The sequence below is a fragment of the Hyphobacterium sp. SN044 genome, assembly GCF_021864465.1.
Classification (GTDB): Bacteria; Pseudomonadota; Alphaproteobacteria; order Caulobacterales; family Maricaulaceae; genus Hyphobacterium.
Genome location: NZ_JAKKUV010000003.1, coordinates 184,578 through 205,523, shown reverse-complemented (window position 1 = coordinate 205,523; position 20,946 = coordinate 184,578). Strand labels below are relative to the sequence as shown.

20 protein-coding genes and 1 tRNA gene are annotated in these 20,946 nt (G+C 65.3%); 10 read left to right on the top strand and 11 right to left on the bottom strand.

The features are described from left to right. Positions 1-40 precede the first annotated feature (40 nt). A complete protein-coding gene (locus tag L5876_RS06255) occupies positions 41-508 on the top strand; it encodes a response regulator (protein ID WP_236955286.1) in 468 nt (155 codons plus the stop codon). A 13-nt stretch (positions 509-521) separates the two neighbouring features. Continuing rightward, positions 522-1,046 carry an Hpt domain-containing protein gene (locus tag L5876_RS06250; RefSeq protein ID WP_236955285.1) on the top strand — a complete coding sequence of 175 codons (525 nt, stop codon included), beginning with the start codon at positions 522-524 and terminating at the stop codon, positions 1,044-1,046. Here the strand turns inward: L5876_RS06250 and L5876_RS06245 are convergent. From L5876_RS06245 to L5876_RS06235, 3 genes are all read right to left on the bottom strand, one after another. After that, entirely contained in the window at positions 1,016-2,167 is a 1,152-nt protein-coding gene (locus L5876_RS06245; RefSeq protein WP_236955284.1) for a DUF2336 domain-containing protein, read from the bottom strand. The genes L5876_RS06250 and L5876_RS06245 overlap by 31 nt on opposite strands. A gap of 73 nt (positions 2,168-2,240) precedes the next feature. Next, positions 2,241-3,068, bottom strand: a complete 828-nt coding sequence (locus tag L5876_RS06240) for a hypothetical protein (RefSeq protein ID WP_236955283.1) — start codon at positions 3,066-3,068, stop codon at positions 2,241-2,243. Positions 3,069-3,120: 52 nt separating this feature from the next. Then, the gene (locus L5876_RS06235) at positions 3,121-4,257 is read right to left on the bottom strand and encodes an FAD-binding oxidoreductase (protein ID WP_236955282.1); all 1,137 of its coding nucleotides are present in this window, start codon (positions 4,255-4,257) and stop codon (positions 3,121-3,123) included. 76 nt (positions 4,258-4,333) lie between these two features. Between L5876_RS06235 and L5876_RS06230 the strand changes: the two genes are divergently transcribed. From L5876_RS06230 to L5876_RS06215, 4 genes are read left to right on the top strand one after another with little or no spacing between them, the layout of a single operon-like run. Next, a complete protein-coding gene (locus tag L5876_RS06230) occupies positions 4,334-4,783 on the top strand; it encodes a DUF6491 family protein (RefSeq protein WP_236955281.1) in 450 nt (149 codons plus the stop codon). A gap of 58 nt (positions 4,784-4,841) precedes the next feature. Beyond that, the gene (locus L5876_RS06225; protein WP_236955280.1) at positions 4,842-5,507 is read left to right on the top strand and encodes an SOS response-associated peptidase; all 666 of its coding nucleotides are present in this window, start codon (positions 4,842-4,844) and stop codon (positions 5,505-5,507) included. Between the two features lie 35 nt (positions 5,508-5,542). Further along, positions 5,543-5,755, top strand: a complete 213-nt coding sequence (locus L5876_RS06220; protein WP_236955279.1) for a type II toxin-antitoxin system HicA family toxin — start codon at positions 5,543-5,545, stop codon at positions 5,753-5,755. A 55-nt stretch (positions 5,756-5,810) separates the two neighbouring features. Beyond that, the gene (locus L5876_RS06215; protein WP_236955278.1) at positions 5,811-6,215 is read left to right on the top strand and encodes a type II toxin-antitoxin system HicB family antitoxin; all 405 of its coding nucleotides are present in this window, start codon (positions 5,811-5,813) and stop codon (positions 6,213-6,215) included. A 9-nt stretch (positions 6,216-6,224) separates the two neighbouring features. Here L5876_RS06215 and L5876_RS06210 read toward each other — a convergent pair. Together L5876_RS06210 and L5876_RS06205 are read right to left on the bottom strand one after the other, a co-directional pair. After that, positions 6,225-6,301: transfer RNA gene (locus L5876_RS06210), tRNA-His, on the bottom strand. A gap of 97 nt (positions 6,302-6,398) precedes the next feature. Continuing rightward, positions 6,399-7,178: a M48 family metallopeptidase gene (locus tag L5876_RS06205; RefSeq protein ID WP_236955277.1), complete on the bottom strand. Its 780-nt coding sequence runs from the start codon at positions 7,176-7,178 to the stop codon at positions 6,399-6,401. Positions 7,179-7,297: 119 nt separating this feature from the next. On the opposite strand from L5876_RS06205, the gene L5876_RS06200 reads away from it, so the two are divergent. From L5876_RS06200 to phhA, 3 genes are all read left to right on the top strand, one after another. Further along, the gene (locus L5876_RS06200; protein WP_236955276.1) at positions 7,298-9,376 is read left to right on the top strand and encodes an AsmA family protein; all 2,079 of its coding nucleotides are present in this window, start codon (positions 7,298-7,300) and stop codon (positions 9,374-9,376) included. Positions 9,377-9,471: 95 nt separating this feature from the next. Continuing rightward, positions 9,472-10,458, top strand: a complete 987-nt coding sequence (locus L5876_RS06195; protein ID WP_236955275.1) for a beta/gamma crystallin-related protein — start codon at positions 9,472-9,474, stop codon at positions 10,456-10,458. Positions 10,459-10,586: 128 nt separating this feature from the next. Continuing rightward, entirely contained in the window at positions 10,587-11,468 is an 882-nt protein-coding gene (gene phhA, locus L5876_RS06190) for a phenylalanine 4-monooxygenase (protein WP_236955274.1), read from the top strand. Between the two features lie 120 nt (positions 11,469-11,588). Here phhA and astB read toward each other — a convergent pair whose 3' ends face one another. From astB to L5876_RS06160, 6 genes are all read right to left on the bottom strand, one after another. Next, the gene (gene astB, locus L5876_RS06185; protein WP_236955273.1) at positions 11,589-12,929 is read right to left on the bottom strand and encodes an N-succinylarginine dihydrolase; all 1,341 of its coding nucleotides are present in this window, start codon (positions 12,927-12,929) and stop codon (positions 11,589-11,591) included. Next, complete coding sequence (gene astD, locus L5876_RS06180; RefSeq protein ID WP_236955272.1) at positions 12,926-14,380, bottom strand: succinylglutamate-semialdehyde dehydrogenase; 1,455 nt, start codon at positions 14,378-14,380, stop codon at positions 12,926-12,928. The genes astB and astD overlap by 4 nt, the downstream gene beginning before the upstream one ends. Positions 14,381-14,382: 2 nt before the next feature. Beyond that, on the bottom strand, positions 14,383-15,399 hold the full coding sequence (locus L5876_RS06175) for an arginine N-succinyltransferase (protein ID WP_236955271.1): 1,017 nt from the start codon (positions 15,397-15,399) through the stop codon (positions 14,383-14,385). A gap of 11 nt (positions 15,400-15,410) precedes the next feature. Further along, positions 15,411-16,670 carry a hydrolase gene (locus L5876_RS06170; protein ID WP_236955270.1) on the bottom strand — a complete coding sequence of 420 codons (1,260 nt, stop codon included), beginning with the start codon at positions 16,668-16,670 and terminating at the stop codon, positions 15,411-15,413. Between the two features lie 35 nt (positions 16,671-16,705). Further along, positions 16,706-17,998 carry a cystathionine gamma-synthase family protein gene (locus L5876_RS06165; RefSeq protein WP_236955269.1) on the bottom strand — a complete coding sequence of 431 codons (1,293 nt, stop codon included), beginning with the start codon at positions 17,996-17,998 and terminating at the stop codon, positions 16,706-16,708. A 171-nt stretch (positions 17,999-18,169) separates the two neighbouring features. Beyond that, complete coding sequence (locus L5876_RS06160) at positions 18,170-19,234, bottom strand: OmpA family protein (RefSeq protein ID WP_236955268.1); 1,065 nt, start codon at positions 19,232-19,234, stop codon at positions 18,170-18,172. 544 nt (positions 19,235-19,778) lie between these two features. On the opposite strand from L5876_RS06160, the gene L5876_RS06155 reads away from it, so the two are divergent. After that, entirely contained in the window at positions 19,779-20,945 is a 1,167-nt protein-coding gene (locus tag L5876_RS06155; RefSeq protein ID WP_236955267.1) for a dipeptidase, read from the top strand. The last annotated feature ends 1 nt before the right edge of the window (position 20,946 follow it).

The window sequence follows — 20,946 nt, the reverse complement described above, 5'->3', positions numbered from 1 at the left end:
GGTCCCGGACAAGAAGATCGGAAAACTGCCGGGGTGAGCCGTGGGCAATCTTCAATTTGACACCAGCGAAATGCTGCGCGACCGCAAGATCATGCTGGTCGACGACAGTGCCGCGCTGCGCGGGGCGCTGCGTTCCATCCTGTCCTCTCTCGGGGCCGAACAGCTGACCGAAGCGGGCGATGCCGGCGAGGCACTCGGCGCGCTCTCCTGCGAGGGCATCGACCTCCTGATCACCGACTGGAAGATGGAGCCGCTCGACGGCCTGGCCCTCGTACGCGCCATCCGCGCCGGCAAGTCGGCCACCGCGCGCGACATTCCGATCGTGATGCTGACCTCCTACACGGATGCCCGCTACCAAGCAGAGGCGATGCGTGCCGGCGTGACCTGTTTCATGCCCAAGCCCTTTACCGCCCGCTCGCTGCTGGAGGGCCTGGCGGCCGTCCTGTCCGGCGAGGCGACCGAATCCGCACAATCCCCGGCCGAACTGGCCAAGACCGCTGAAGCCTGACCGGAGAGACGAGATGAAGCGCGAACAACCGATCGAAGTCATTACGCCTCCGAACATGCTGCGCGTGAAGGTTGGCGGCCGCGTCGGCCCGATCGACGAGGCGGCCATTGCCCGCGCCGAAGCGGCGCTGGAAGACATGAAGGACGACTTCAAGCTCTGGCTCGAGGATGAGGTCACCAAGCTCGAAAAGGCCGCCAAACTGGTTATGTCGGAAGGCGTGAACGGGGAAGCCGGCGAAGCCCTTTTCGGCTGCGCGCACGATCTGCGCGGCCTCGGCACGACCTACGACTACCCGATCATCACCCGCATGGCCGCGTCGCTGTGCCGGATGATCGAGACCGAGGAAAAGCGCGCCGAGGCTCCTGCCGCACTCGCCCTCGCCCACGCGCACGGTATTCGCGCGGCACTGCGTCAGGGGATCAAGTCGGACACCGACAAGATCGGTGCAATGCTGATCCATGAACTGGAAACCCAGGTCAGCGACTTCGTCGCGCCGTGGGAACCCGATCAGCCGGCGAGACGCGCCGCCGCGGGCTGAACCCCGATCTCGTCTTCGTCGAGCCGCGAGAGGATGTATTCCACGTCCTCGTCAGGCACGCCCTGAAACCGCGTGAACGCCCGCTCGGCGAGGATCTTGCGGAAGCGGGCGCGCCCTTCCGGGCTGTCTTCCATCTCGATTGTGTGAAGCGTGTCGATCGCGGCGCGGATCGCCGGGAAGAGACGCGCGGGCAGACCCGTCCGGTCGAAGATCGCCTTCATGCCCAGCGGCCCGGCATCGTGAATCAGCAGCCAGGCCTTGGCATGCGGCACGCTGCCAAGTTCCGCGAAGGCATGTTCCACGAAGCTGATATGTCCGCGGAAGGCCGCGCGCAGGATCAGTGACGGCGTCAGCCGGCCATTCATCTGCAATTGCTGCACGAAATGGCGCATGTCGGGGGCGATACCGGCCTGGTCGACAAGATCCACCGTCGCCCGTTCGCGCGTCGCCTCGGCCAGTTCCACTGCCAGCTGCGGCGGCAGGGCATGGCGCTTCACCAGGCGCTCCAGCGCCTCGTCGCTCACCCGGGAAATCAGCTTCTCGGTAAAGGCCAGCGGCAAGGCAGAGCGCGACACGAAGGAGTCCATGACCATCTTCGACTCGCAGAAGCGCGTGAAGGCTTTCTCGTAGGCCGCTTCGCCGAATTGCGCGCCATCATTGGCCGCGGTGATCGACACCGCCCGCTCGGTTCCGAACTCGACGATCGCCCCGACCACCTCCGCGGACACGGACTGGCGTGCGCCGATCGCCGACTGCTTCGCCTCGCCCTGCGACTTCACGATCTCGACCAGCTCGGCATCGGTGAAGACCGGGCTGCCGGCCAGCACGGGCACGGCGATGGAATCGATGTCGGCGGCGAGTTTCATCGCAACCGATTTCGGCAAGTTCGGAGACGTCCGGAGCGTGACGGCCAGAGCGCGGCGCACCAGCACCACGGCATCCTCAGCGATCATCTCGATGATCGAGTTCGCCGCGACGCGTTCTTCTTCGGTCAGATCGGGCGCATCTACACGCTGACAGATCTTGCGTGCCGCCATCGCCCGCTCTTCGGGGCTTTCGCCCTTCACCAGTCGGCGAATGTCGTCTTGCGTCAACTTGGCGCGCATTGTGACGAGGCTCATCGAGGCGCTCCCGGATCGAATCGTTTGTCCGGGTTAACTGTCGGCCCGCGGCCTTTAACGAAGCGTTGAGAAATTAAGCGCGATTTGCGCCGCGCGGCGCGTCGAGAGACGCAAGGATCTCGACCACGGCGGGAGACAGGACCGCGCCGCGCGGAATGGCGGCAAAGCCCTGCGATCCGCCGAACGTCCCGGCAAAACCACTCCCGATGCCCGTGTCCCGCACATCGCTGTCGCGGATCGTCCAGCTGCGCGATGGTGGCAGCGGCTGGTCGTCAATCGGATGCGGGGCGGCGCGCACCTCGCCCGGCAGGCGGGTGATGTTGGCCAGCACTTCGGACGCCGACCGGGCCCGCCCGTTCTCGTAGAAGATCGGACGGTTCGCGGATGCCGCCGCCGGGAAGAGTTGCGAAGCCGGCGTATCGGGTTCACTCCGCACGGTCTGGATCAGATCCGCCGCCCCGCTCGCACCCAGAAAGTGCGCGGCATAAAGTTCGCCGCTGGTCGGCTCGCGGCCGATCCGCGAACGCAGCACTTCGGCATTCGCCGCGGCCAGCTCGCCGGCCATCAGTGCGGATGTCTGCGCGTCGAAACGCATGTCGAGGATTTCCTGGCGCCGCGCCGGGTCACGCACCGTGTAACGCCCGTCCGCCCCGCGTTCGATCGCATTGGCCTCGCCGGCAAATCCGTGCGCCGCGCCCCGCGTATGCATCATGCCCAGCCAGGTCTGCTCCAGGAACTGGAACATGCCCGCCGCGCTCGATGTGCGCGCCTGCGCGCGCGCATCAAAGCCGCTCTCCCGTTCCGCAGTGCGGACGAGAAAGTCGAAATCCGCTCCCGTCGCCTGCGCTGCGCGGGCAATCAGGGTTTCGGGACGGTCCGAGGCCGGGGCAATCGTGGTCATGGCGCTCCTGCCGGGCGAGGCGGCGATTCCCGACGACACTCGCGCCTCGGAGCTAACCTTGTGTTAACGCTGTCAGCGGGCGGTCCGGAGCGAAGGCCGGGTCGGCCTTCCCCTGTTCCAGGACAATATCCCTTATCGTCTCCGCCATCGCCGGGGCCAGCAGCACCCCGTTCCGGAACGCACCGAGCCCCAGCACCACATGTTCAGCGACCGAACGGCCCAGTATCGGCAGACCATCCGATGTCCCTGGGCGCACGCCAGTCCAGACCTCGACTGTTGCCGCGTCCTTCAGTGCGGGCAGAATGGCTTCGGCGGCCTCTTGCAGGGCCGCTGTCAGATCAGGCTCGATCCGGTCATCACTCGCACCGGTCTCGCTGGTCGCGCCGATGACGATCCGCCCCGGCTTGCTGCTGAGATAGGCGTCGGCCGCCCTGATGCAGCCGGTCAGCGCGGCGACCGGCGCCACGCTCAGCATCTGGCCCTTCACCGGGACCATGAGGCGGGCCTCGGGCACGTCCTCGCTCAGATCGCGTGACTGCCAGCCGGCCGCGAGGATGACGCGGTCCACCTCCATCCGTCCGGCCGGACCGGACAGGACGACGCCGCCACTGCCGCTCGAAACCCGCGTCACAGGCCAGCTTGTGCGCACGTCTCCGCCTTCTGCGCGGATCGCGTTGACGAGCGCCGGGCCGAGCGCACGGTTGTCGATCTCGCCGTCACCGGGGAAACGCATCGCGCCAACCAGGCCATCGCCGAGACCGGGCTGGACGGCGCGGGCGGTGGCCGCGTCCAGCCGCTCGAAACCGATACCGTAGAGCGCCGCATTGGCCTCAAGCCGGTCGAGCCAGGCCTCGCCGCGCGCGCCGAAGCCCGGCGACAGCGACCCGCTTCGACGATAACCCAGCGGAGCGGTCGCATGCGGGGTGAGACGTTCGGCCCAGTCGTCCCAGAGCGACAGCGAGCGCTCCGCCAGCGCCACGAAGGCCCGGCCGGCATCTTCGTTCGCGCCCTCAAAGCCCTGCGCCAGCATGCCGCCCGAGGCAGCCAACGCCCCCTGTCCGGCCACCGGCCCGGCTTCCAGGACCGTGACCTGCGCCCCCTCGCGCGCCAGCGCCCACGCCGACGCAAGGCCGATGGCACCACCGCCCACGATGGCGACGCGGATTTGGCTGAGACCACTGCGGAACATTCAGGCTATGCTCATGTTGGATGAATTAGGGGTCCGTCCGGGACAGGACTCTATCCACCAGACAGAAGGCGTTGTCATGCAACCCGCTGCAATCCTCAAAACCGTCATCCTCGGTTCTGCCCTCGCCGCCGCGTCCGGCGCGGCTGCCTCGGCGGAATGCATCCGGATGACGAATGTTCACGGCTTCACCGTGATCGACGACACCCATGTCGTCCTCAATGGCGGAACCCGCCACCACTATCTCGTCACGACCCGTTCGCGCTGCCCCGACCTTCGCTGGGGCATGCAGATCGGCACGACCCTGCCGCGCACCGGCACGGTGTGTTCGCCGGTCGGCGAATACCTCGTGTCCGAAGACGGCTGGCGCTGCCCGATCGAGACGATCGAGGAAGTCGAGGATCTCGAAACCGCCCGGACGCTGGTCGAAGCGCGTAATGCTGCGGAGGGCGAAGTCGTCGTCGAGGAGGAAGACCGCTACGTTCCCGGCGGCACCGACGACATCTACGACGAAACCAACGAAGGCTGATCGCGCCATTGCCGCCTGCGCGCTTTCCTGATCCCCTGTGCGGGAAAGGGAGGCGCGCATGTGCGGACGCATCGGCATTCTGACGCTCAGCTGGCGTGAATATCACGAGCGGCTCAGCCTCATCCCCTCGCAGCCGCACTTCAATCTCCAGCCGAACTGGGACTGCGCCCCGACACAGGACGCGCCCATCGTCCGCCTCGCCGATGACGGCCGGCTGATGAGCATGGCGCGGTGGGGGCTCGTGCCCTTCTTCTGGCAGAAGCCGCTGAAGGAGATGAAATTCTCCACCTTCAACGCCCGTTGCGAGACCGCCGCCAGCGCCGCCAGCTTCCGCGAACCGTGGAAGAAGCGCCGCTGCCTCGTCGTGGCGGAGGGCTATTACGAATGGAACGGGCCGAAGGGATCGAAACGCCGCTTCTGCTTCCGCCCCACCGACGGTCCGCTCTTCACCTTCGCGGGGCTATGGGACCAGGTCACGGTCGAGGGCGAAGCCATCACCAGCTTCACTATCCTCACCTGCCCGCCGGGAGAGAAGGCCGGGCAGTATCACACCCGCATGCCGGTCATTCTCGATCAGGCCGGCCGTGAACGCTGGCTCGATCCGGACGCCGACCCCGAACCACTCTGCACCGCCGCACCGGATACGGCGATCGAGGTCTACGAAGTCGCCCGCCAGGGCCGCGGCCCGGAGCTGTTCGAGCCGAGGAAGAGCGAGTTGTTCTAGACTTTCGCGTTCAACCTTAAATAAGTTCACCCCTCATGCCGGGAGGTGCGAGGCTTGAACTCACGCAACTCATCAAACGACTTCGCAAGGAAGGCTGGGTTCAGATTGCTCAGGCAGGTTCGCACACGCAGTGGAAGCATCCCGATCGCGCTGGCCGCGTGACGATCAGCCACCCCAGCAAGGACATCCCGCTCGGTACGCTTCGGTCGATCTTTCGGCAGGCCGGTTCGACCTGGCCGCCACGGTAAAGATTGAAAGCAAAGCGGTGAGTAAGTATAGGATACACACCAAAGGAATGTGTCAGTGACCTATTTTGCGTTCATACATCGCAGTGAAAGCGGAGCGTTCGGCGTCTCCTTCCCCGACCTGCCGGGCTGTGTCGCGCTCGGAGACAGTTTCAAGGACGCGACGAACGAGGCACGCATTGCCCTGCGCTTGCACCTCGCCGGCCTGCACGAGGACGGCGAGGCAATCCCGTCCCCGCGCTCTTTCGAAGAACTCGAGCGTGATCCCGCCTTCCTCGAAGACCGGACCGATGCTGTCGCACTGGTGCAGATCGCGCCGCAACTCCGGACCGGTCAGGTCAAGCGCGTCAACATCACGCTGGATGAAGGCGTGCTGGAAGCCATCGACTGGCAGGCACGGCGGCTGGGCCTGACGCGTTCGGCCTTCATCGCGCGGAGCGCAACCGAAGCCGTCTCGGATTGATTGGAAAAATGGTACCGCCTCCCCGGATCGAACGGGGGACCTCTAGATCCACAATCTAGCGCTCTAACCTACTGAGCTAAGGCGGCACGGAAGGCGGCGGAACCTATACCCGGTCCGCGCGGGTTTCAAGCACCCCGCAAGGCCTGCTGCAGTGCCGTCCCGCGCCCCCGAAATCGCGTCCCGTCAGATATAGCCCATCGCGTCGATATGCGCGCGCATCGCCGCGATCCGGGCGTCGTCCGACGGGTGGGTCGAGGTGAATTCCAGCGCCCGCTCCTGGTGCATCGTCGACATGGCGAGCCAGACATCCATCGCGTCGCGCGCGGCATAACCCGCGCCCACCATGTAGTCGATTCCGAGCCGGTCGGCCTCGAATTCGTGCTCGCGCGAATAGGGCAGGATCACGCCGTACTGGATGCCCGCGCCCAGCGCCGCGGCCATGTCGGCGTCGTAGTCGACGCCCTGGGTCTGCAGCGCCATGCCGACAAGCTGCATGCCCATCTGCGCGGCGCGTTGCTGGCTCGCCCGCTCCGCCGCGTGCCGCCCGGCGACATGGCCCATCTCGTGGCCCATGATCGTGGCGACATGCCCGTCGGTTTCCACGAGGTCCATCAACCCCTTGTAGAAGGCGACCTTGCCGTTCGGCAGCACCCAGGCGTTCACCAGGTCGGAATCGATCACCACGAATTCCCAGTCGAGATGGCTGAGGCCGGACGTCTCGGCCATGCGCGTGCCCACGCGTTCCAGCCGGCGCGTATAGGCCGGATCGGTCAGAACCCGCTCGCGCTGGATCGTGTCGCGCCACGCCGTCGCCGACAGGCGCTCGATCTCCGCCTGGGAAACCAGCATCAGCTGGTTGCGTCCCAGCGCCGCATTGTCGGCGCATCCGGCGAGCGGAACGATGGTCCCGGCCGCGAGACCGATCACCAGTTCACGCCGGTCGAGCAGGATTTTTTTCGACATGACCGTATTCCCCCTGATCCCGTCACATTACCCCTGCTATACTAACCCGAGCGAAGGCCGGTCGCCATGAGTGATCGAACTGCCTGACGCAACGCCTGAATCTGAACGGAGGTCTCCCCGTGCGCCGCATCCTGACCATCCTCGGCATCCTGATCGTTCTGGTTCTGACGGTGGCCATCGCCCTGCCCTTCCTGATCCCGGAATCAGTCTACCGCGACCGCGCCCAGATCGCCGCCAGCGATACGTTGGGCCGCGAGGTCGTGCTGGCCGGGGATGTCTCGCTCTCCATCCTGCCACGGCTGGAGATTCGCGCGCACGATGTGACGATCGGCAATGCGGAAGGCTTCGGTGACGAGGCCTTCGCTGAGGCCGGCGAAATGCGCCTGGCCGTCCAGCTGTGGCCGCTGATCAATCGCCGTGTCGAGATTGACGAATTCGCGCTGATCGATCCGGTCATCCGCCTGACCGAGCAGGGTGGACGCAACAACTGGACGTTCGAACCCTATGGCGACCAGACCGATGCACCGGCCGCGTCCGGCACCGGCTTCCGCCAGGGTCCGGGCGCCCTGCCCTTCGATGGCACCATCTCCGACGTCCGCATCGAGAACGGTCTGATCATCTACACAAGCGGCGGCGAGACCCGCACGATCGAGGGGCTCGATCTCGGCCTGAGAATGCCGGGCGTCGACGAACCGGTCGAAATCGAAGGCGCTCTGACCGCCGAGGGCGAGAGCATCAGCTTCGACATCACGTTCGGCTCGCTGCGCGCCTTCTTCGAGGGCGCGCAGACAGAGCTCGACCTGACGCTCGGCGGCCGCCTCGTCACGCTGTCGCTCGACGGCGCGGTGCTGGAGGGCGAAGCCATCGCCTATGCCGGCGCGATGAACACGACCATTCCTTCGTTGCGCGACCTCGCCGATTTTCTCGGTTCGCCCATGCCGGACGGTGACACCTTCAACCGCTTCGAAGCCGTCGGCGACATCTCAGGCAGCCTCGAACGCGTCGCGCTGCAGAACGCCTCCCTCTCGCTCGATGATCTCGATGCGACGGGCAATTTCATCCTCACGCTTGGCGGCGCGCGCCCGGCAGTCTCGGGCGATCTCAACATCGCCGAGATCGACGTGAACCCCTACCTGCCTGCGGGCGGGGAAAGCACGGGCGGCGGCACCATCCAGCCCTGGCCGGAAACGCCGGTCGACCTGTCCCCGCTCGGCTTCGTCGATGCCGACTTCACGCTGACGACCGGGCGCATCCTGTTCGGCGATATCGTGATTGAGAGCGGCGACAGCCCGGTCCAGCTCGATCTCGACATCGTCAACAGCCGCCTCGCGGCCGCGATCACGAATTTCGTGCTCTACGAGGGCCGCGGGCGGATCGACTTCGTCGCCAACGGACGGGGCACGCCGTCCTTCTCGCTGAATGCCAATCTCGACCGGCTCGATGCCCTGCCCTTCCTCGAGGCAGCGGCCGGCTTCGACCGCCTGTCGGGGACCGGTGCGCTCAACCTCGACATCCTGACGACGGGCAACACCACGGCGGCACTGATGAACGGGCTGGGCGGCAATGGCCGTTTCCAGTTCGCCGACGGGGCGATCCGCGGCGTGAACCTGGCGCAGGTGCTGCGCAATATCCGCACGGCGATCACCTCCGGCTCCATGCCGGAAGGCTTCGGCGAGCAGGAGGAAACGGACTTTTCCTCGCTCAACGGCACTTTCACGCTGGCCAATGGCGTGGCGACGAACAATGACCTCCTGATGCTTTCCCCGCTCGTACGCGTGGCCGGTTCCGGCACGGTCGATATCGGCGGCCAGACGCTTGATTACAGCCTGCGGCCGCGCGCCGTCGCCTCGCTGCAGGGTCAGGGCGGCGACACGGATCTGCGCGGGATCGAGATTCCGATCCGCATTCGCGGCAGCTTTGCCGCCCCCTCCGTCTCGATCGATTTCGAAGCGATCAGCCGCGCACTGCTGCAGGGCGCGGTGACCGGTGCGATCAGCGGCGAAGATCCGGAAGACGCCATCCGCGGCGCGATCGGTGATGCGCTCGGCCTGGGTGGCCGCGACGATGGAGAGACCACCGGAGACGGCGAAGGCGAGGACGAACCCTCGACCGAGGAACAGATCATTCGCGGTCTTTTCGGCCTCGGCGGAAACCGGGATCGTCAGGAAGAAGAACAACCCGAAGACGGTGGACGCTAGGATTTACGTGAACCGTAACTGAAGATGACGCGTTAACGCGGTTAATATCGAACCGTTTAGTCTGAAGGTTCGATGCCCAAGAGGGAGGAGAAGACATGTCCTTGAAATCAAAGCTCGGCCTGTTGTGCGGAGCGCTGTTTATGTTGGCCCCGGCAGGCGCGCTTCAGGCACAGGAACCGCCGATCGCGGAATTCTATCCCGGCACGCCCGAGATCATCCTGTATTCGCAGCCCAATTTCGGAGGCCAGCGCGTCACGCTCAGCGATGACGCGGCCGATCTGCGCCGCCAGAACTTCAACGACCGCACCTGGTCGATCCAGGTCGAGGCGGGGGATTGGGAAGTCTGCGAGAACATCAATTATGGTGGCCGTTGCATCCGCGTGAACGGCGACGTGGCCAGTTTCTCTCCGGCCAACTGGGTGTCCTCGGTGCGGCTTGTCCGCAACGGGACCGGTCCCGGCGGCGGTGGCGGCGGTTTCGTCGACCGCCCGCTGAGCGGCATCCGCCTCTATGACGGCCCGAACTACACCGGCCAGCGCTTCGACACCCAGTCGGAAATCTACGATCTGAGCCGCACCGGCTTCAACGACCGCGCCTCGTCGATCGCGATCGCGCGCGGCGAAAGCTGGGAAGTCTGTCTCGACTCCAACTTCCGCAGCCAGTGCCAGGTCTTCTCGGACAATGTCCGCGACCTCGCCCAGTACGGCTATTTCAACAACTCGATCTCGTCCGTCCGCCGCGTCGGCGGAGGCGGCTGGCCCGGTGGTCCGGGTGGCCCCGGCGGTCCCGGCGGCAACTGGTACACCGACATTGACGGCGGCATCGAAGGCATCGGTACGATGTTCTTCCCGGTGCCGGAGATCAACGGAAGGTCGATCGACCGCTGCATGGCTTCGGGTGGCCGCGACTGCGACACGGCGGTCGCTGACGCCATCTGTCAGGAAGCGGGCTATCTGGAAGCAGCCTATTTCTCGGTTGATCGCGGACGCCGCTATCGCACCATTCACCTCGGTTCCGGCCAGGAGTGCCGAACCGGACGGTGCGAGGCGATGCTGAACGTGCTCTGCATTTCCGAGCGCTAGGCAAACCCGGCTGACATCTTGGACGCCGCCTCGGGCAACCGGGGCGGCGTTCGCATGTTTGCCCCTCGAAACCGGAACGATTCAGGTCTATAATAGTTACAAATGAAACTACCTTCAGGAGGTCAGCCATGCCTGTGAATGACCCCATCGTCGCCGAACAGACACCGCGCGCCGATCTGACGATCGACCAGAAATGGGATTTGTACTCGCGCGAGGAGCACGAGATCTGGAACACGCTCTATGAGCGCCAGATGGGCGTTCTCAAAGGGCGCGCCGCCCCGGAACATTTCCGCGGGCTGGAACTCCTGAATCTGAACGAAGGCGGCATCCCGGACTTCCGCCGGGTCAACGAGAAGCTGATGAAGCTGACCGGCTGGCAGGTCGTGACCGTGCCCGGCCTGATCCCGGAAAAGGAGTTCTACGACCACCTGGCCAACCGCCGCTTCGTGTCCGGCCGGTTCATCCGCGACGGAGACCGGCTCGACTACCTGCCCGAGCCCGACATCTTCCACGACGTCTTCGGCCATGTGCCGCTACTGACCCAGCCCGTCTTCGCCGACTACATGCAGGCCTATGGCGAGGGCGGGCTGCGCTCGCTGCAGTTCGATGCGATTAAGAGAATGGCCCGGCTCTACTGGTACACGGTGGAGTTCGGCCTGATCCGTTCCGATGAAGGCTTGCGTATCTACGGAGCCGGCATCGTGTCGTCGAAGGGCGAGTCAATCTTCTCGCTCGAGGCGCGATCGCCGAACCGGATCCATTTCGACCTCGAACGCGTCATGCGGACCGATTACCGGTATGATGACTACCAGCAGACCTATTTCGTCATCGACAGCTATGAAGAGTTGATGGAAGCGACCGCGGTCGATTTCGCCCCGCTCTACGAACGCCTGCCCACCCTGCCCGAGTTCAAACCGTCCGACGTGCAGGACGGCGACAAGATCTATCAGAAGGGCACGCAGGAATACGCCATGTCCGGCGGTCTCAAGGGCCACGCCATCGCGGTTTGATCCAATGGCTTTCTCCCCTCGCTTGCGGGGGGAGTGCCCCGGACCTGGTCCGGGGCGAGAGGGGCATTCCCCCCTCCACCACTTCGTGGTCCCCCTCCCCCGTAAACGGGGGAGGAAATACTAAACCCGCTGAAACGGATAGAAGCCTGAACCGAGTTCAAGAATCTGCGTCAGCGCATCAAGCGCGGCGCGGCTCTCATCCATCAGGGACGGATCACACAGATCATCGGGGGCCAGCGTCTCGCGATAATGCGTCTTCGCCCAGGCGATCAGCTGGTCGTAGACCGCATCGCTGAACAGCGCCGTCGGCGTCACCGCCTGGCGTTCCTCGTCCGTCAGCACGACGCGCAGCCGGAGACAGGCCGGCCCTCCGCCATTGCGCATCGATTGGCGCACATCCACGAAATCGACCCGTCCGATCGGACCGTTTCCTGCCACCATCGCCGCGCAATAGGCGCGCGTGGTTTCGGTTTCCTCGGTCTCCACCGGCGCGGACAGGACAAGACGGTCCTCGCCCGGCCATTCCAGAAGCTGGGAGTTGAAGAGATAGCTGGTGATCGCATCGGCGATCGGGACTTCGTTTTCCTTCACCTCGACGAATTGCGGCTCGAACAGACCATCAGCAGCCCGGCGGATCGCATCGAGCGTGCCCTCGCGGTCCTCGAACGCCAGCTCGTGGAAGAAAAGCGTCCTGTTCGTCCCGACACACACCACGTCATTGTGGAAGGCTCCGGCCTCGATTGCCGCCCGTCCCTGCCGCGCAATCACCGTGCGCTTCGGGTCGAGCCCGTGCGCCCGCGCAATCGCTTCACAGGCTTCCTTCGTCTGGCGCGCGGGAAATTTCGCGCTCCAGGCTTCGCTCGCCTCGCGGCCATAGATCAGGATGGAGACGCCCGGACTGCCCTGTCCGTCGCTGAGGCGGACATGATTGGCGGCGCCCTCATCGGCAAAGGCGGGCTGCATCGGCAAAAGCGGGTGAACACAGAAGCGGTCGTGGTCTGCAAACGCCCAGTCGAGCGCCCGCTTCGTCTGCGGACCTTCCAGCGACCGGTGCAGCGTGGTCAGCAGATTGGCCGGCGTGAAATGCACCCGCCCGTCGCGCGTCTCCGCCGAGGGGGAAACGGTCGCGGCATTGGCCGCCCACATCGGCGCCGCGGCGTAAGCGTTGCGCACCAGATCCGGGGCAGCTTTCCACGCCGATTCAAGCACCTGCTTGTCCGACCCGGAAAACCCCGCCGCGCGCAGGAAGGGAATGAAGGGTCGGTCGTGCGGCGGCAGCCAGCCCTGCACCAGGCCGGCCTCGTGAAGCCGCTTCATCTTGGCGAGGCCCTGCAGGACGCCGGCACGTGGCTCGCTCGTCAGGTTGCGGTTCTTCGCGCTGGCCAGATTGCCTTCCGACAACCCGCCATAATTGTGCGTCGGCCCGACAATGCCGTCGAAATTGGCTTCGACCGCGCTCACTTCAGCCCCTTGATCGCCAGCCGCTCCGGCTTCGCCGCGTTCTGGCTGGCGACCGGATAGGCGCAATAGTCTGCCGCGTAGTAGGCGCTCGGGCGCAGATTGCCCGACTGCCCCGGACCGCCGAACGGCATCGAACTGGCGGCGCCGGGCGTCGGCCGGTTGCGGTTCACGATCCCGGCCCGGCTTTCGGTCCAGAAGCGATTCCACAGCGCCTCGTCATCGCTGACGAGGCCCGCCGATAGGCCATAGGCCGTGTTGTTCGCCTCGGTCATTGCCGCGTCGAAACTGGCCACCCGGCAAACCTGCAGCATCGGGCCGAACACTTCGTCGTCTCCGGTGTCCATGCCGGTCACGTCGATCAGCGCCGGCGAGACGAAGGCGTCACCGCGATCAAGCCGCGCCGCGCTGACAATGGCCTTCCCACCACCGGAGATCAGCTTGTCCTGCGCCTTCAGCACCGTGCCGGCGGCATGACCCGAGACGAGCGGTCCCATGAAGGCCTCCTCGGCATCGTTCCACGCCCCGATGGTGAGTCGCCCGGCAAGGTCGGCGATCGCGTCGATCACCGCCTGCCCGGCTGCGCCGTCCGGCAGGATCAGACGGCGCGCGCAGGAGCAGCGCTGGCCGGTCGTGATATAGGCCGAATGCACGGCAATCCGCGCCGCAGCCTCGGCATCCTCGGCGTCCCAGACGACGAGCGGATTGTTGCCGCCCATTTCCAGTGCCAGCTGAACACCCGTACGGCCGGCGAACTTGCGGTGGATGAACTGCCCCGTCGCGTGCGAGCCGGTGAACAGCACGCCGTCGAGCTGATCGTGATCGAGCGCCGCCGCGCCGGTTTCGCGCGCACCGGGCACGAAGTTGAGCACGCCCGCCGGCAGGCCCGCCTCCTGCCATAGCGAAACCATGAACTGGCCCACCGCCGGGGTCAGTTCGGAGGGCTTGAACACCGCCGTATTGCCCGCGATCAGCGCCGGAACGATATGCCCGTTCGGCAGGTGTCCCGGGAAGTTGTACGGGCCGAGCACGAACATCACGCCAAGCGGCTTGTGCCGCAGCACCGCCTCGCCGAAATCGGTCGCATGGGCCTGTTCGCCGGTCCTTTCGTGATACGCCTTGACCGAGATGGCGATCTTGCCCGCCATGGCGGCGGCTTCGCCCTGGCTGTCCCACAACACCTTGCCGGTTTCCCGGGCGATCAGCTCCGCCAGCCTGTCCTTGTTCGCGGCCAGCAGCGCGCCGAAGCGTTCGACGATAGCGACACGTTCTTTCAGCGGCGTCTGCGCCCAGCCGGGAAAGGCCTTGCGCGCGGCGGTGAAGGCCGCATCGACATCACCGGCATCGGCGGCCGCGCCCTGCCAGACCGTCTCACCGCTGGCCGGATCGGTGGAGGTGAAGCTTCCGCCCCGTCCGCTGCGCCACTCGCCGTCAATAAAGCACTGACCTTGCATGACTATTCGCGCACCCAGATGCGCGCCCTTTCGCCTTCGGTGAGATTGAGTGCCCGCAGATCGTCCGGGCCGAGCGCCACACCGTCAGCGCTGACATCGGCCTGGGTCTGGATCGAGCGGAAATCGCTGAACCGGTCGGTCGTCACGATCACCCGCTTGGGATCATCGAATGCACGCGCCGCGCGGACCTTGACCTGCCGGCTCTCGCGCGCCGACCGCGCCTGGCGCGTCGGCACCGACATCAGCGGCCCGCCATCGAAAATGTCGATATAGCGGTCATAGGTGAAGCCTTCCCACTCGAGCAGGCGCCGTGCGCCGACACCCAGCTCGTGGGTCACGCCGATCACCTTCTTCGCCTCGGGCGACAGCAGGTCGACATAGATCGGATGCTTCGGCATCAGGTCGAGAATGAACTGGTTGTCGCTCGCCGCGCTCATCCGGTCGGCCTCGTCGAACGTCATCCGGAAGAAATGCCGCGTGACTGCATCGAAGAAGGGCGAGGATCCGTCGTCGCGGACCACGCCGCGCAATTCTGCCAGCACGCGCTCGCCGAAGCGGCGATAGTCCGCGGCCATCAGGAGATAGCGCGTCTGCGCGATCAATCGTCCGGCGCCGGTGCCGCGTGCCGCATCGCTGACAAAGAGCGAGCCGACCTCGCTGCAGCCGGCGAAGTCGTTCACGAGGAGCATCACGTCCATGTCGAAGCGGCGCTGCGCCGCGCGCGAGGATTGCGCCAGGGTGACGATCTTGAAGTCGTAATAGGGTTTCGACAGGCCCACGGCGGCCTTCACCGCTGCGCAGCCGACCACCTTGCCGCTTTCGGTGTCCTCCAGCATCAGCTGATAGACTTCCTCGCCAGGCTCCTCGGCGTCGCTCTCATAGGCGTTTGCCGACTTGTCGAGGCGTTCCGCCAGGTCGTCGCGGCTGAGCGCCAGGCTGGTAAAGCCCGTACCCGCGCCGGCGGCCAGGTCCACGAAAGCGTCGATATCGTCGCGGCGCGCCGCGCGCACTACCAGCATGCGTGTCTCCGTCAGGAACCGGCCAGCGACCGCGCCTCGCGCGCATCGAACTCGCCGGAGGCGAACTTCATCAGCATCAGCGCCGACAACCGCGCCCGTTCGGGCAGGCTCGGCAGGATGGCGATCTCGTCATGGGAATGGATGTTGGCCCCGCGCACACCGAGCGTATCCACATTGGGACAGCCCGCAGCCCAGAGATTGTTGCCTTCGCACACCCCGCCCGTGTCATTCCATCTTATGTCGAGTCCGAGCGCGGCACCGGCCGTCTTCGTCCACTCGAACATGCGCGCATTGGCCGGCGTCATGGGCTTGGCCGGGCGGGTGAAGCCGCCATGCAGCGTCGCCGTGATCCCGTCGCGCTGATTGATCAGGACTTCAAGCTTCGCAATCTCGCCCAGAACCCATTGTTCGTCGTCGGCATCCTTCACGCGCACATTGAACCGGGCGACGGCACTGGCCGGAACGACATTGGTCGGCCCACCGCCATCAATGCGGGAAAGATTGAAGGTCACGCCTTCACGCTGACCGTTGAGCGCGTCGATCCGCGTCGCGAACTCAGCCGCGGCGATCACCGCATTGCGCCCGACATGGTGCTCGCGCCCCGCATGAGCCGACTTGCCGCTGACCTTCAGCGCCCAGTTGCCCGAGCCCTTGCGCCCACCGGCCAGCGACCCGTCCGCCAGCGCGGGCTCATAGGTCATGCCGACATGGGCCTTCGAGCCAAGCTCGTGAATTTTCCCGGCGGAGCCGAGCGACCCGATTTCCTCGTCCGGGCTGATCAGCACGTCATAGCCGATGCGCTCGGCGTAGGGGCTGCGTTCCAGCGCCAGAAGCGCGTGCAGCATGACGAGTATGCCGCCCTTCATGTCGGCGGCGCCCGGCCCGTTCATCGTGTCCGAGTCGAGCATCTTCCAGTCCTGGAAGCTGTCCTCCTTCGGAAACACGGTGTCATGGTGGCCGGTCAGAACGATCTTCACCTCGGCGTCCGGACGCACGGACAGGTGAAAGCTCGGCGTATAGGCCTGCTGCATGACGCTGCCGTCCGGCGCAACGGCTTCACTTGGCGGAAGCTCGACCGCCTCGATGCGTCCCCCGGTTTCCGCGAAGACCCGCTCCAGTTCGCCGCGCATCCGCTCCAGCCCATCCGAATTGCGGCTGCCGGAATTGATGCGCACCCAGTCCTTCAGCGTCGCGACCATCCCGTCGGCCCGCGTATCGATCCAGTCGAGCGCGGCCTGTTCGCCGGGAGAAATATCGATCGGTTTCGCCATGACGGAGCGAGGGGCTGCTGCTTAGGGTGTGCGGATCAGACCTGGTCGAGCGCCTGGCCGATATCGGCGATCAGATCGTCGGGATCCTCGATACCGATGGAGATGCGCACCATGCCCGGTGTGTAGCCGCAGCGCTCTTGCAGCTCCGGATCGACCGCGGCGTGGGTCGTCGACCCCGGGTGGCAGATCAGCGTCTCGGTGCCGCCGAGGCTGACGGCCAGCTTCACGACCTGAAGGGAATTGAGGAATTTGAAGGCCCCGGCCTGACCGCCCGCCACGTCAAAAGCGAATGTCGACCCTGCGGCCTTCGACTGGCGCGCGTGGATCTCTGCCGCGCGCGAACCGGGTTCGAGGAAGCCGAGATAACGCACGCGCTCGATCTTCGGGTGCTTGGCCAGGAATTCGGCGACTTTCTTGGCATTCTCGGTGGCGGCATTCATCCGCAGCGTCACCGTCTCCAGCGACCGCATCAGCATCCAGGCCGTATGCGGATCGAGATTGGTGCCGATCGAGGAGCGCAGCGAGCGGATCTTGGCCATCAGATCGGAACGGCCCATCGCCGCGCCAGCGATGAGGTCGGAGTGGCCTCCGACATATTTGGTCAGCGAATAGACCAGAATGTCCGCGCCGAGATCGATCGGCTGCTGGTTGACCGGGCCGAGGAAGGTGTTGTCGACGACGACCGCCGGAACGGTGCCATTCTGCTTCTCGCCGATACGGTTCGCGATCTTGCGGATCATCTGGAGATCCACGAGGTCGTTCGTCGGATTGGTCGGCGTCTCGGTGTAGATCACCGTCACCGGCCCGAGCTTCATCGCCTCTTCAGCGGCGGCCCAGACTTCGTCTTCCTCGGCTGCCGCGAAGAAATCGACATTCCTGATGCCGTAATTCGGCATGACCTTGCGGATCAGCGTCTCGGTACCGCCATAGAGCGGTGTGGAGTGCAACACGACCGAACCGGCCGGGGCCAGCGCCATCAGCGTGGTGGAGATCGCGCCCATGCCCGAGGAGAAGACGGCCGCATCTTCGGCGTGGTCGAACAGGGTCAGGCGGTCTTCCAGGACTTCGACATTCGGGTTGTTGAACCGCGAATACATCAGTCCCGCCGATTCCGGGTCGCCTTCCTGGCGGCGTCCGCCCATCACCCGGAAGAAGGCCGCGCCCGCTTCCGCCGATTCGAACGCGAAGGTCGAGGTCAGGAAGACCGGCGCCTTGATCGACCATTCCGAGAGCTGGGGCGAATAGCCGTAGCTCATCATCATCGTTTCCGGCGACAGCTTGCGGCCGGCGATTTCGGTCTTGCGATACGGCGCCTTGGGTTTCGACATGGGTCGGCTCCTGAATGTCCGGGCGTGAATGAGGTCTTGTCCGGGTTTTGGGCCTGCCATGCGGCAGGGTCAAGCCATGCGGCCAGACCGTTTCATGCTGCATTTGCACAAAGAAAACGGCCCGGGGCGAACCCCGGGCCGTTCCATTTCGTCGCTTGAGCGATCAATCGCTTAGCGCAGGTCGATGAGGACCTCAGCGCGGCGGTTGAGCGGCTCACGCACGCCGTCCGGGGTCTGCACGGCCGGGCGGCTTTCGCCGAAGGCCTGCAGGGAGATGCCGGAAGCCGGCACGCCCAGGCGAACCATTTCGTCGCGAACCGCGCGGGCGCGGCGCTCGGAAAGGCCGACGTTGTAGGCGGCGGCACCCGAACGGTCAGCGTGACCGTCGATCTGCACCGCGGCAACGCCGCAGGTCGAAGCCTGCTGGACAGCCTGGTTGATAACCGCACGGGCCTGATCGGTGAGGTTCGAACGATCCCACTCGAAGTAGACCACGAAGCCAACGTCGTCACACGCCGGAGGCGGCGGGGGCGGCGGCGGCGGGGGCGGCGGCGGAGGCGGCGGAGCCGCGAACACGTACCGCAGGCCGAGCCACACTTCGTGGCCGCGCAGCGCGTCGACGTCGACACCCGGGTCGAAGTCGAGGTCCAGGGTCGAGAAGTAGCGATACTGGGTATCGAAATACCAGTTGTCGCCCAGACCCCAGCCCACGCCGGCGATCAGCTGCCACATGAAGCCGATGTCGTCGTCACGCGACACGACGTAGCGCGTATCAGCAACGCCGCCATTCGGAACCGGACGCGAACCAGTGGTCCAGCCCGTCATGGAACCGTTGACCTGACCGAAACCGGCACCGGCACCGAGGTACGGGTGGTACCAGCCGTCCGGATTGAAGTCGCGGTACAGGTTCAGCATCGCCGACCAGATGTGGAAATCGCTCGAGGAATCCTCGAACGAACCAATCGCGCCGGTGTCGTTGTAGCGGTGAGCCGCTTCGGCTTCGAGACGCCAGCCATTGGCGTAGTCGTAACCGAACGCCAGGGCCTGGCGCCAATCGGATTCACCATTGATTTCACGGGCGCCGCTGGCTTGCAGATCGACGTCCGAATCGCCAGGGCCGCCGTAACCGACGGAAGCGCTGACATACCAGCCTTCATCGGCACCCGCCGACGACCAGGCCGGAACCGACAGGGCAAGACCAATGGCAGCCGCTGTCAGAAACCGTTTCTTCATCATTCCCCCTCTGGAGGCGGAAGCCCCCATCGCGTGAGTGTTTTGGCTGCCGTGACCCTGCGCCACGGCACATTGACCACCTGCTCGCACAGGTGCTCTGCCGAATTGACTACAGGATATTCGACGCTTGTGCCACCCAAAAGCGCTTGCGCGCGAAGGTCGGTCCGCAATTGTGGCAAGCGTGCAATGGCTTGCCGCACAGCGCGGCGAGGCCGTTTTCGACAGCGCTCCAATATCTCCCGTTTCCCCTTGTTTTTATTGCCAGTTTTGTCAATTATCCGACCGGAAAACGGTAACGGTCATGCAGCGTAGCGAGCCGTCTCTGCGTCCGGAGCGTGCGAATTCGCGTGGATGTCCTTGCCCGTTCGCCGGTCAGTTTCGCGCCCCGGATCATGGAAACCGCGCGAGTGTGTCCTGCCGGCCACATTGTCGCGGGTCCTGATTCCCGTTGGATTTACAATGCGTTTGGCACAACCCGGCGGGGTGGTTGCGGTGCCGGGCAAACCGGGCTTACGGTGGTCTCCGAGGGGGGCTGGCGATGAAGTTGATGCGTCTTGGACTGATCGTTGCGGGACTCGCACTCCTGCTCGGTGCCGCCGTATTCTTCTTCTATCTCCCCGCCCGCGTCGACAACCAGATGAATGTGGTCGTCGACCACCCGGTTTACGCGATCTCTGAGGAAGCCCGGGCGCTCCACGCCGAAATCCCCGTCGCCGACCTTCATGCCGATACGCTGCTGTGGGCCCGCGATCCGGCGCGGCGGCATGACCGCGGGCATACCGACCTCCCGCGCCTGGGAGAAGGCGGTGTTTTCCTTCAGGTTTTCGCGTCGGTGACCAAGACGCCCTCGAACCTGAACTACAACGAGAACACCTCGGATTCGGACGACATCACCCTGCTCGCCATCGCCCAGCGCTGGCCGGTCGACACCTGGGGATCACTCTATAACCGCGCCCGTTTTCATGCCCGGCGGCTTAACCGGCTTGCCGAGGAATCGGACGGCCGCTTCATCGTCGCCCGGACATCCGGTGACGTCGCTTCCGCACTCGAGGCACGCGAGACGGACAGTGGCATCATGGTCGGGATATTGGCGACGGAGGGCGCGCATCCACTGGAGGGCGACCTTGCGAACATCCAGCGCCTTTATGACGAGGGATACCGCGTTATCGGCCTGCAGCACTTCTTCGACAACGAACTGGGCGGATCGCTTCACGGCACGTCCGGGGTAGGCCTGACGGACTTCGGACGCGAGGCTGTGACGGCAATGGTCGAGCGCGGCCTGATCATCGACGTGGCGCATTCGTCCGAGGCCGTCGTCCGCGACGTTCTGGAACTGACGGACGCGCCGCTGATCGTGTCGCACACGGGAATCAGGAGTCTGTGCGAGTCCCCCCGCAACATTCCGGATGAATTGCTGCAGCAGATCGCGGATCGCGGCGGCCTGATCGGCATCGGCTTCTGGGCTGACGTCATCTGCTACGACACACCGGCCGGAGTGGCTCGCGCGATCGCATACGCTGCAGAGACGCTTGGGGTCGACGCGATTGCCCTCGGTTCGGATTTCGACGGCACGGTCACGACGCGCTTCGACGCCTCGGAACTGGCCGCCCTTACCGACGCCCTGATCGGCACCGGAATGAGCGCGGACGACATTCGCGCCGTGATGGGCGAGAATGCCGTCCGCTTCTTCACCGAGAACCTGCCTGAAGGCTAGG

Coding starts and splice junctions, on each gene's coding strand:
- L5876_RS06230 (WP_236955281.1), top strand. CDS start 4,334: ATGCAACCCGCTGCAATCCTCAAAACCGTCATCCTCGGTTCTGCCCTC.
- L5876_RS06225 (WP_236955280.1), top strand. CDS start 4,842: ATGTGCGGACGCATCGGCATTCTGACGCTCAGCTGGCGTGAATATCAC.
- L5876_RS06160 (WP_236955268.1), bottom strand. CDS start 19,234: ATGATGAAGAAACGGTTTCTGACAGCGGCTGCCATTGGTCTTGCCCTG.
- phhA (WP_236955274.1), top strand. CDS start 10,587: ATGCCTGTGAATGACCCCATCGTCGCCGAACAGACACCGCGCGCCGAT.
- astD (WP_236955272.1), bottom strand. CDS start 14,380: ATGCAAGGTCAGTGCTTTATTGACGGCGAGTGGCGCAGCGGACGGGGC.
- L5876_RS06195 (WP_236955275.1), top strand. CDS start 9,472: ATGTCCTTGAAATCAAAGCTCGGCCTGTTGTGCGGAGCGCTGTTTATG.
- L5876_RS06170 (WP_236955270.1), bottom strand. CDS start 16,670: ATGGCGAAACCGATCGATATTTCTCCCGGCGAACAGGCCGCGCTCGAC.
- L5876_RS06235 (WP_236955282.1), bottom strand. CDS start 4,257: ATGTTCCGCAGTGGTCTCAGCCAAATCCGCGTCGCCATCGTGGGCGGT.
- L5876_RS06165 (WP_236955269.1), bottom strand. CDS start 17,998: ATGTCGAAACCCAAGGCGCCGTATCGCAAGACCGAAATCGCCGGCCGC.
- L5876_RS06175 (WP_236955271.1), bottom strand. CDS start 15,399: ATGCTGGTAGTGCGCGCGGCGCGCCGCGACGATATCGACGCTTTCGTG.
- L5876_RS06250 (WP_236955285.1), top strand. CDS start 522: ATGAAGCGCGAACAACCGATCGAAGTCATTACGCCTCCGAACATGCTG.
- L5876_RS06220 (WP_236955279.1), top strand. CDS start 5,543: ATGCCGGGAGGTGCGAGGCTTGAACTCACGCAACTCATCAAACGACTT.
- L5876_RS06205 (WP_236955277.1), bottom strand. CDS start 7,178: ATGTCGAAAAAAATCCTGCTCGACCGGCGTGAACTGGTGATCGGTCTC.
- L5876_RS06245 (WP_236955284.1), bottom strand. CDS start 2,167: ATGAGCCTCGTCACAATGCGCGCCAAGTTGACGCAAGACGACATTCGC.
- L5876_RS06155 (WP_236955267.1), top strand. CDS start 19,779: ATGCGTCTTGGACTGATCGTTGCGGGACTCGCACTCCTGCTCGGTGCC.
- L5876_RS06240 (WP_236955283.1), bottom strand. CDS start 3,068: ATGACCACGATTGCCCCGGCCTCGGACCGTCCCGAAACCCTGATTGCC.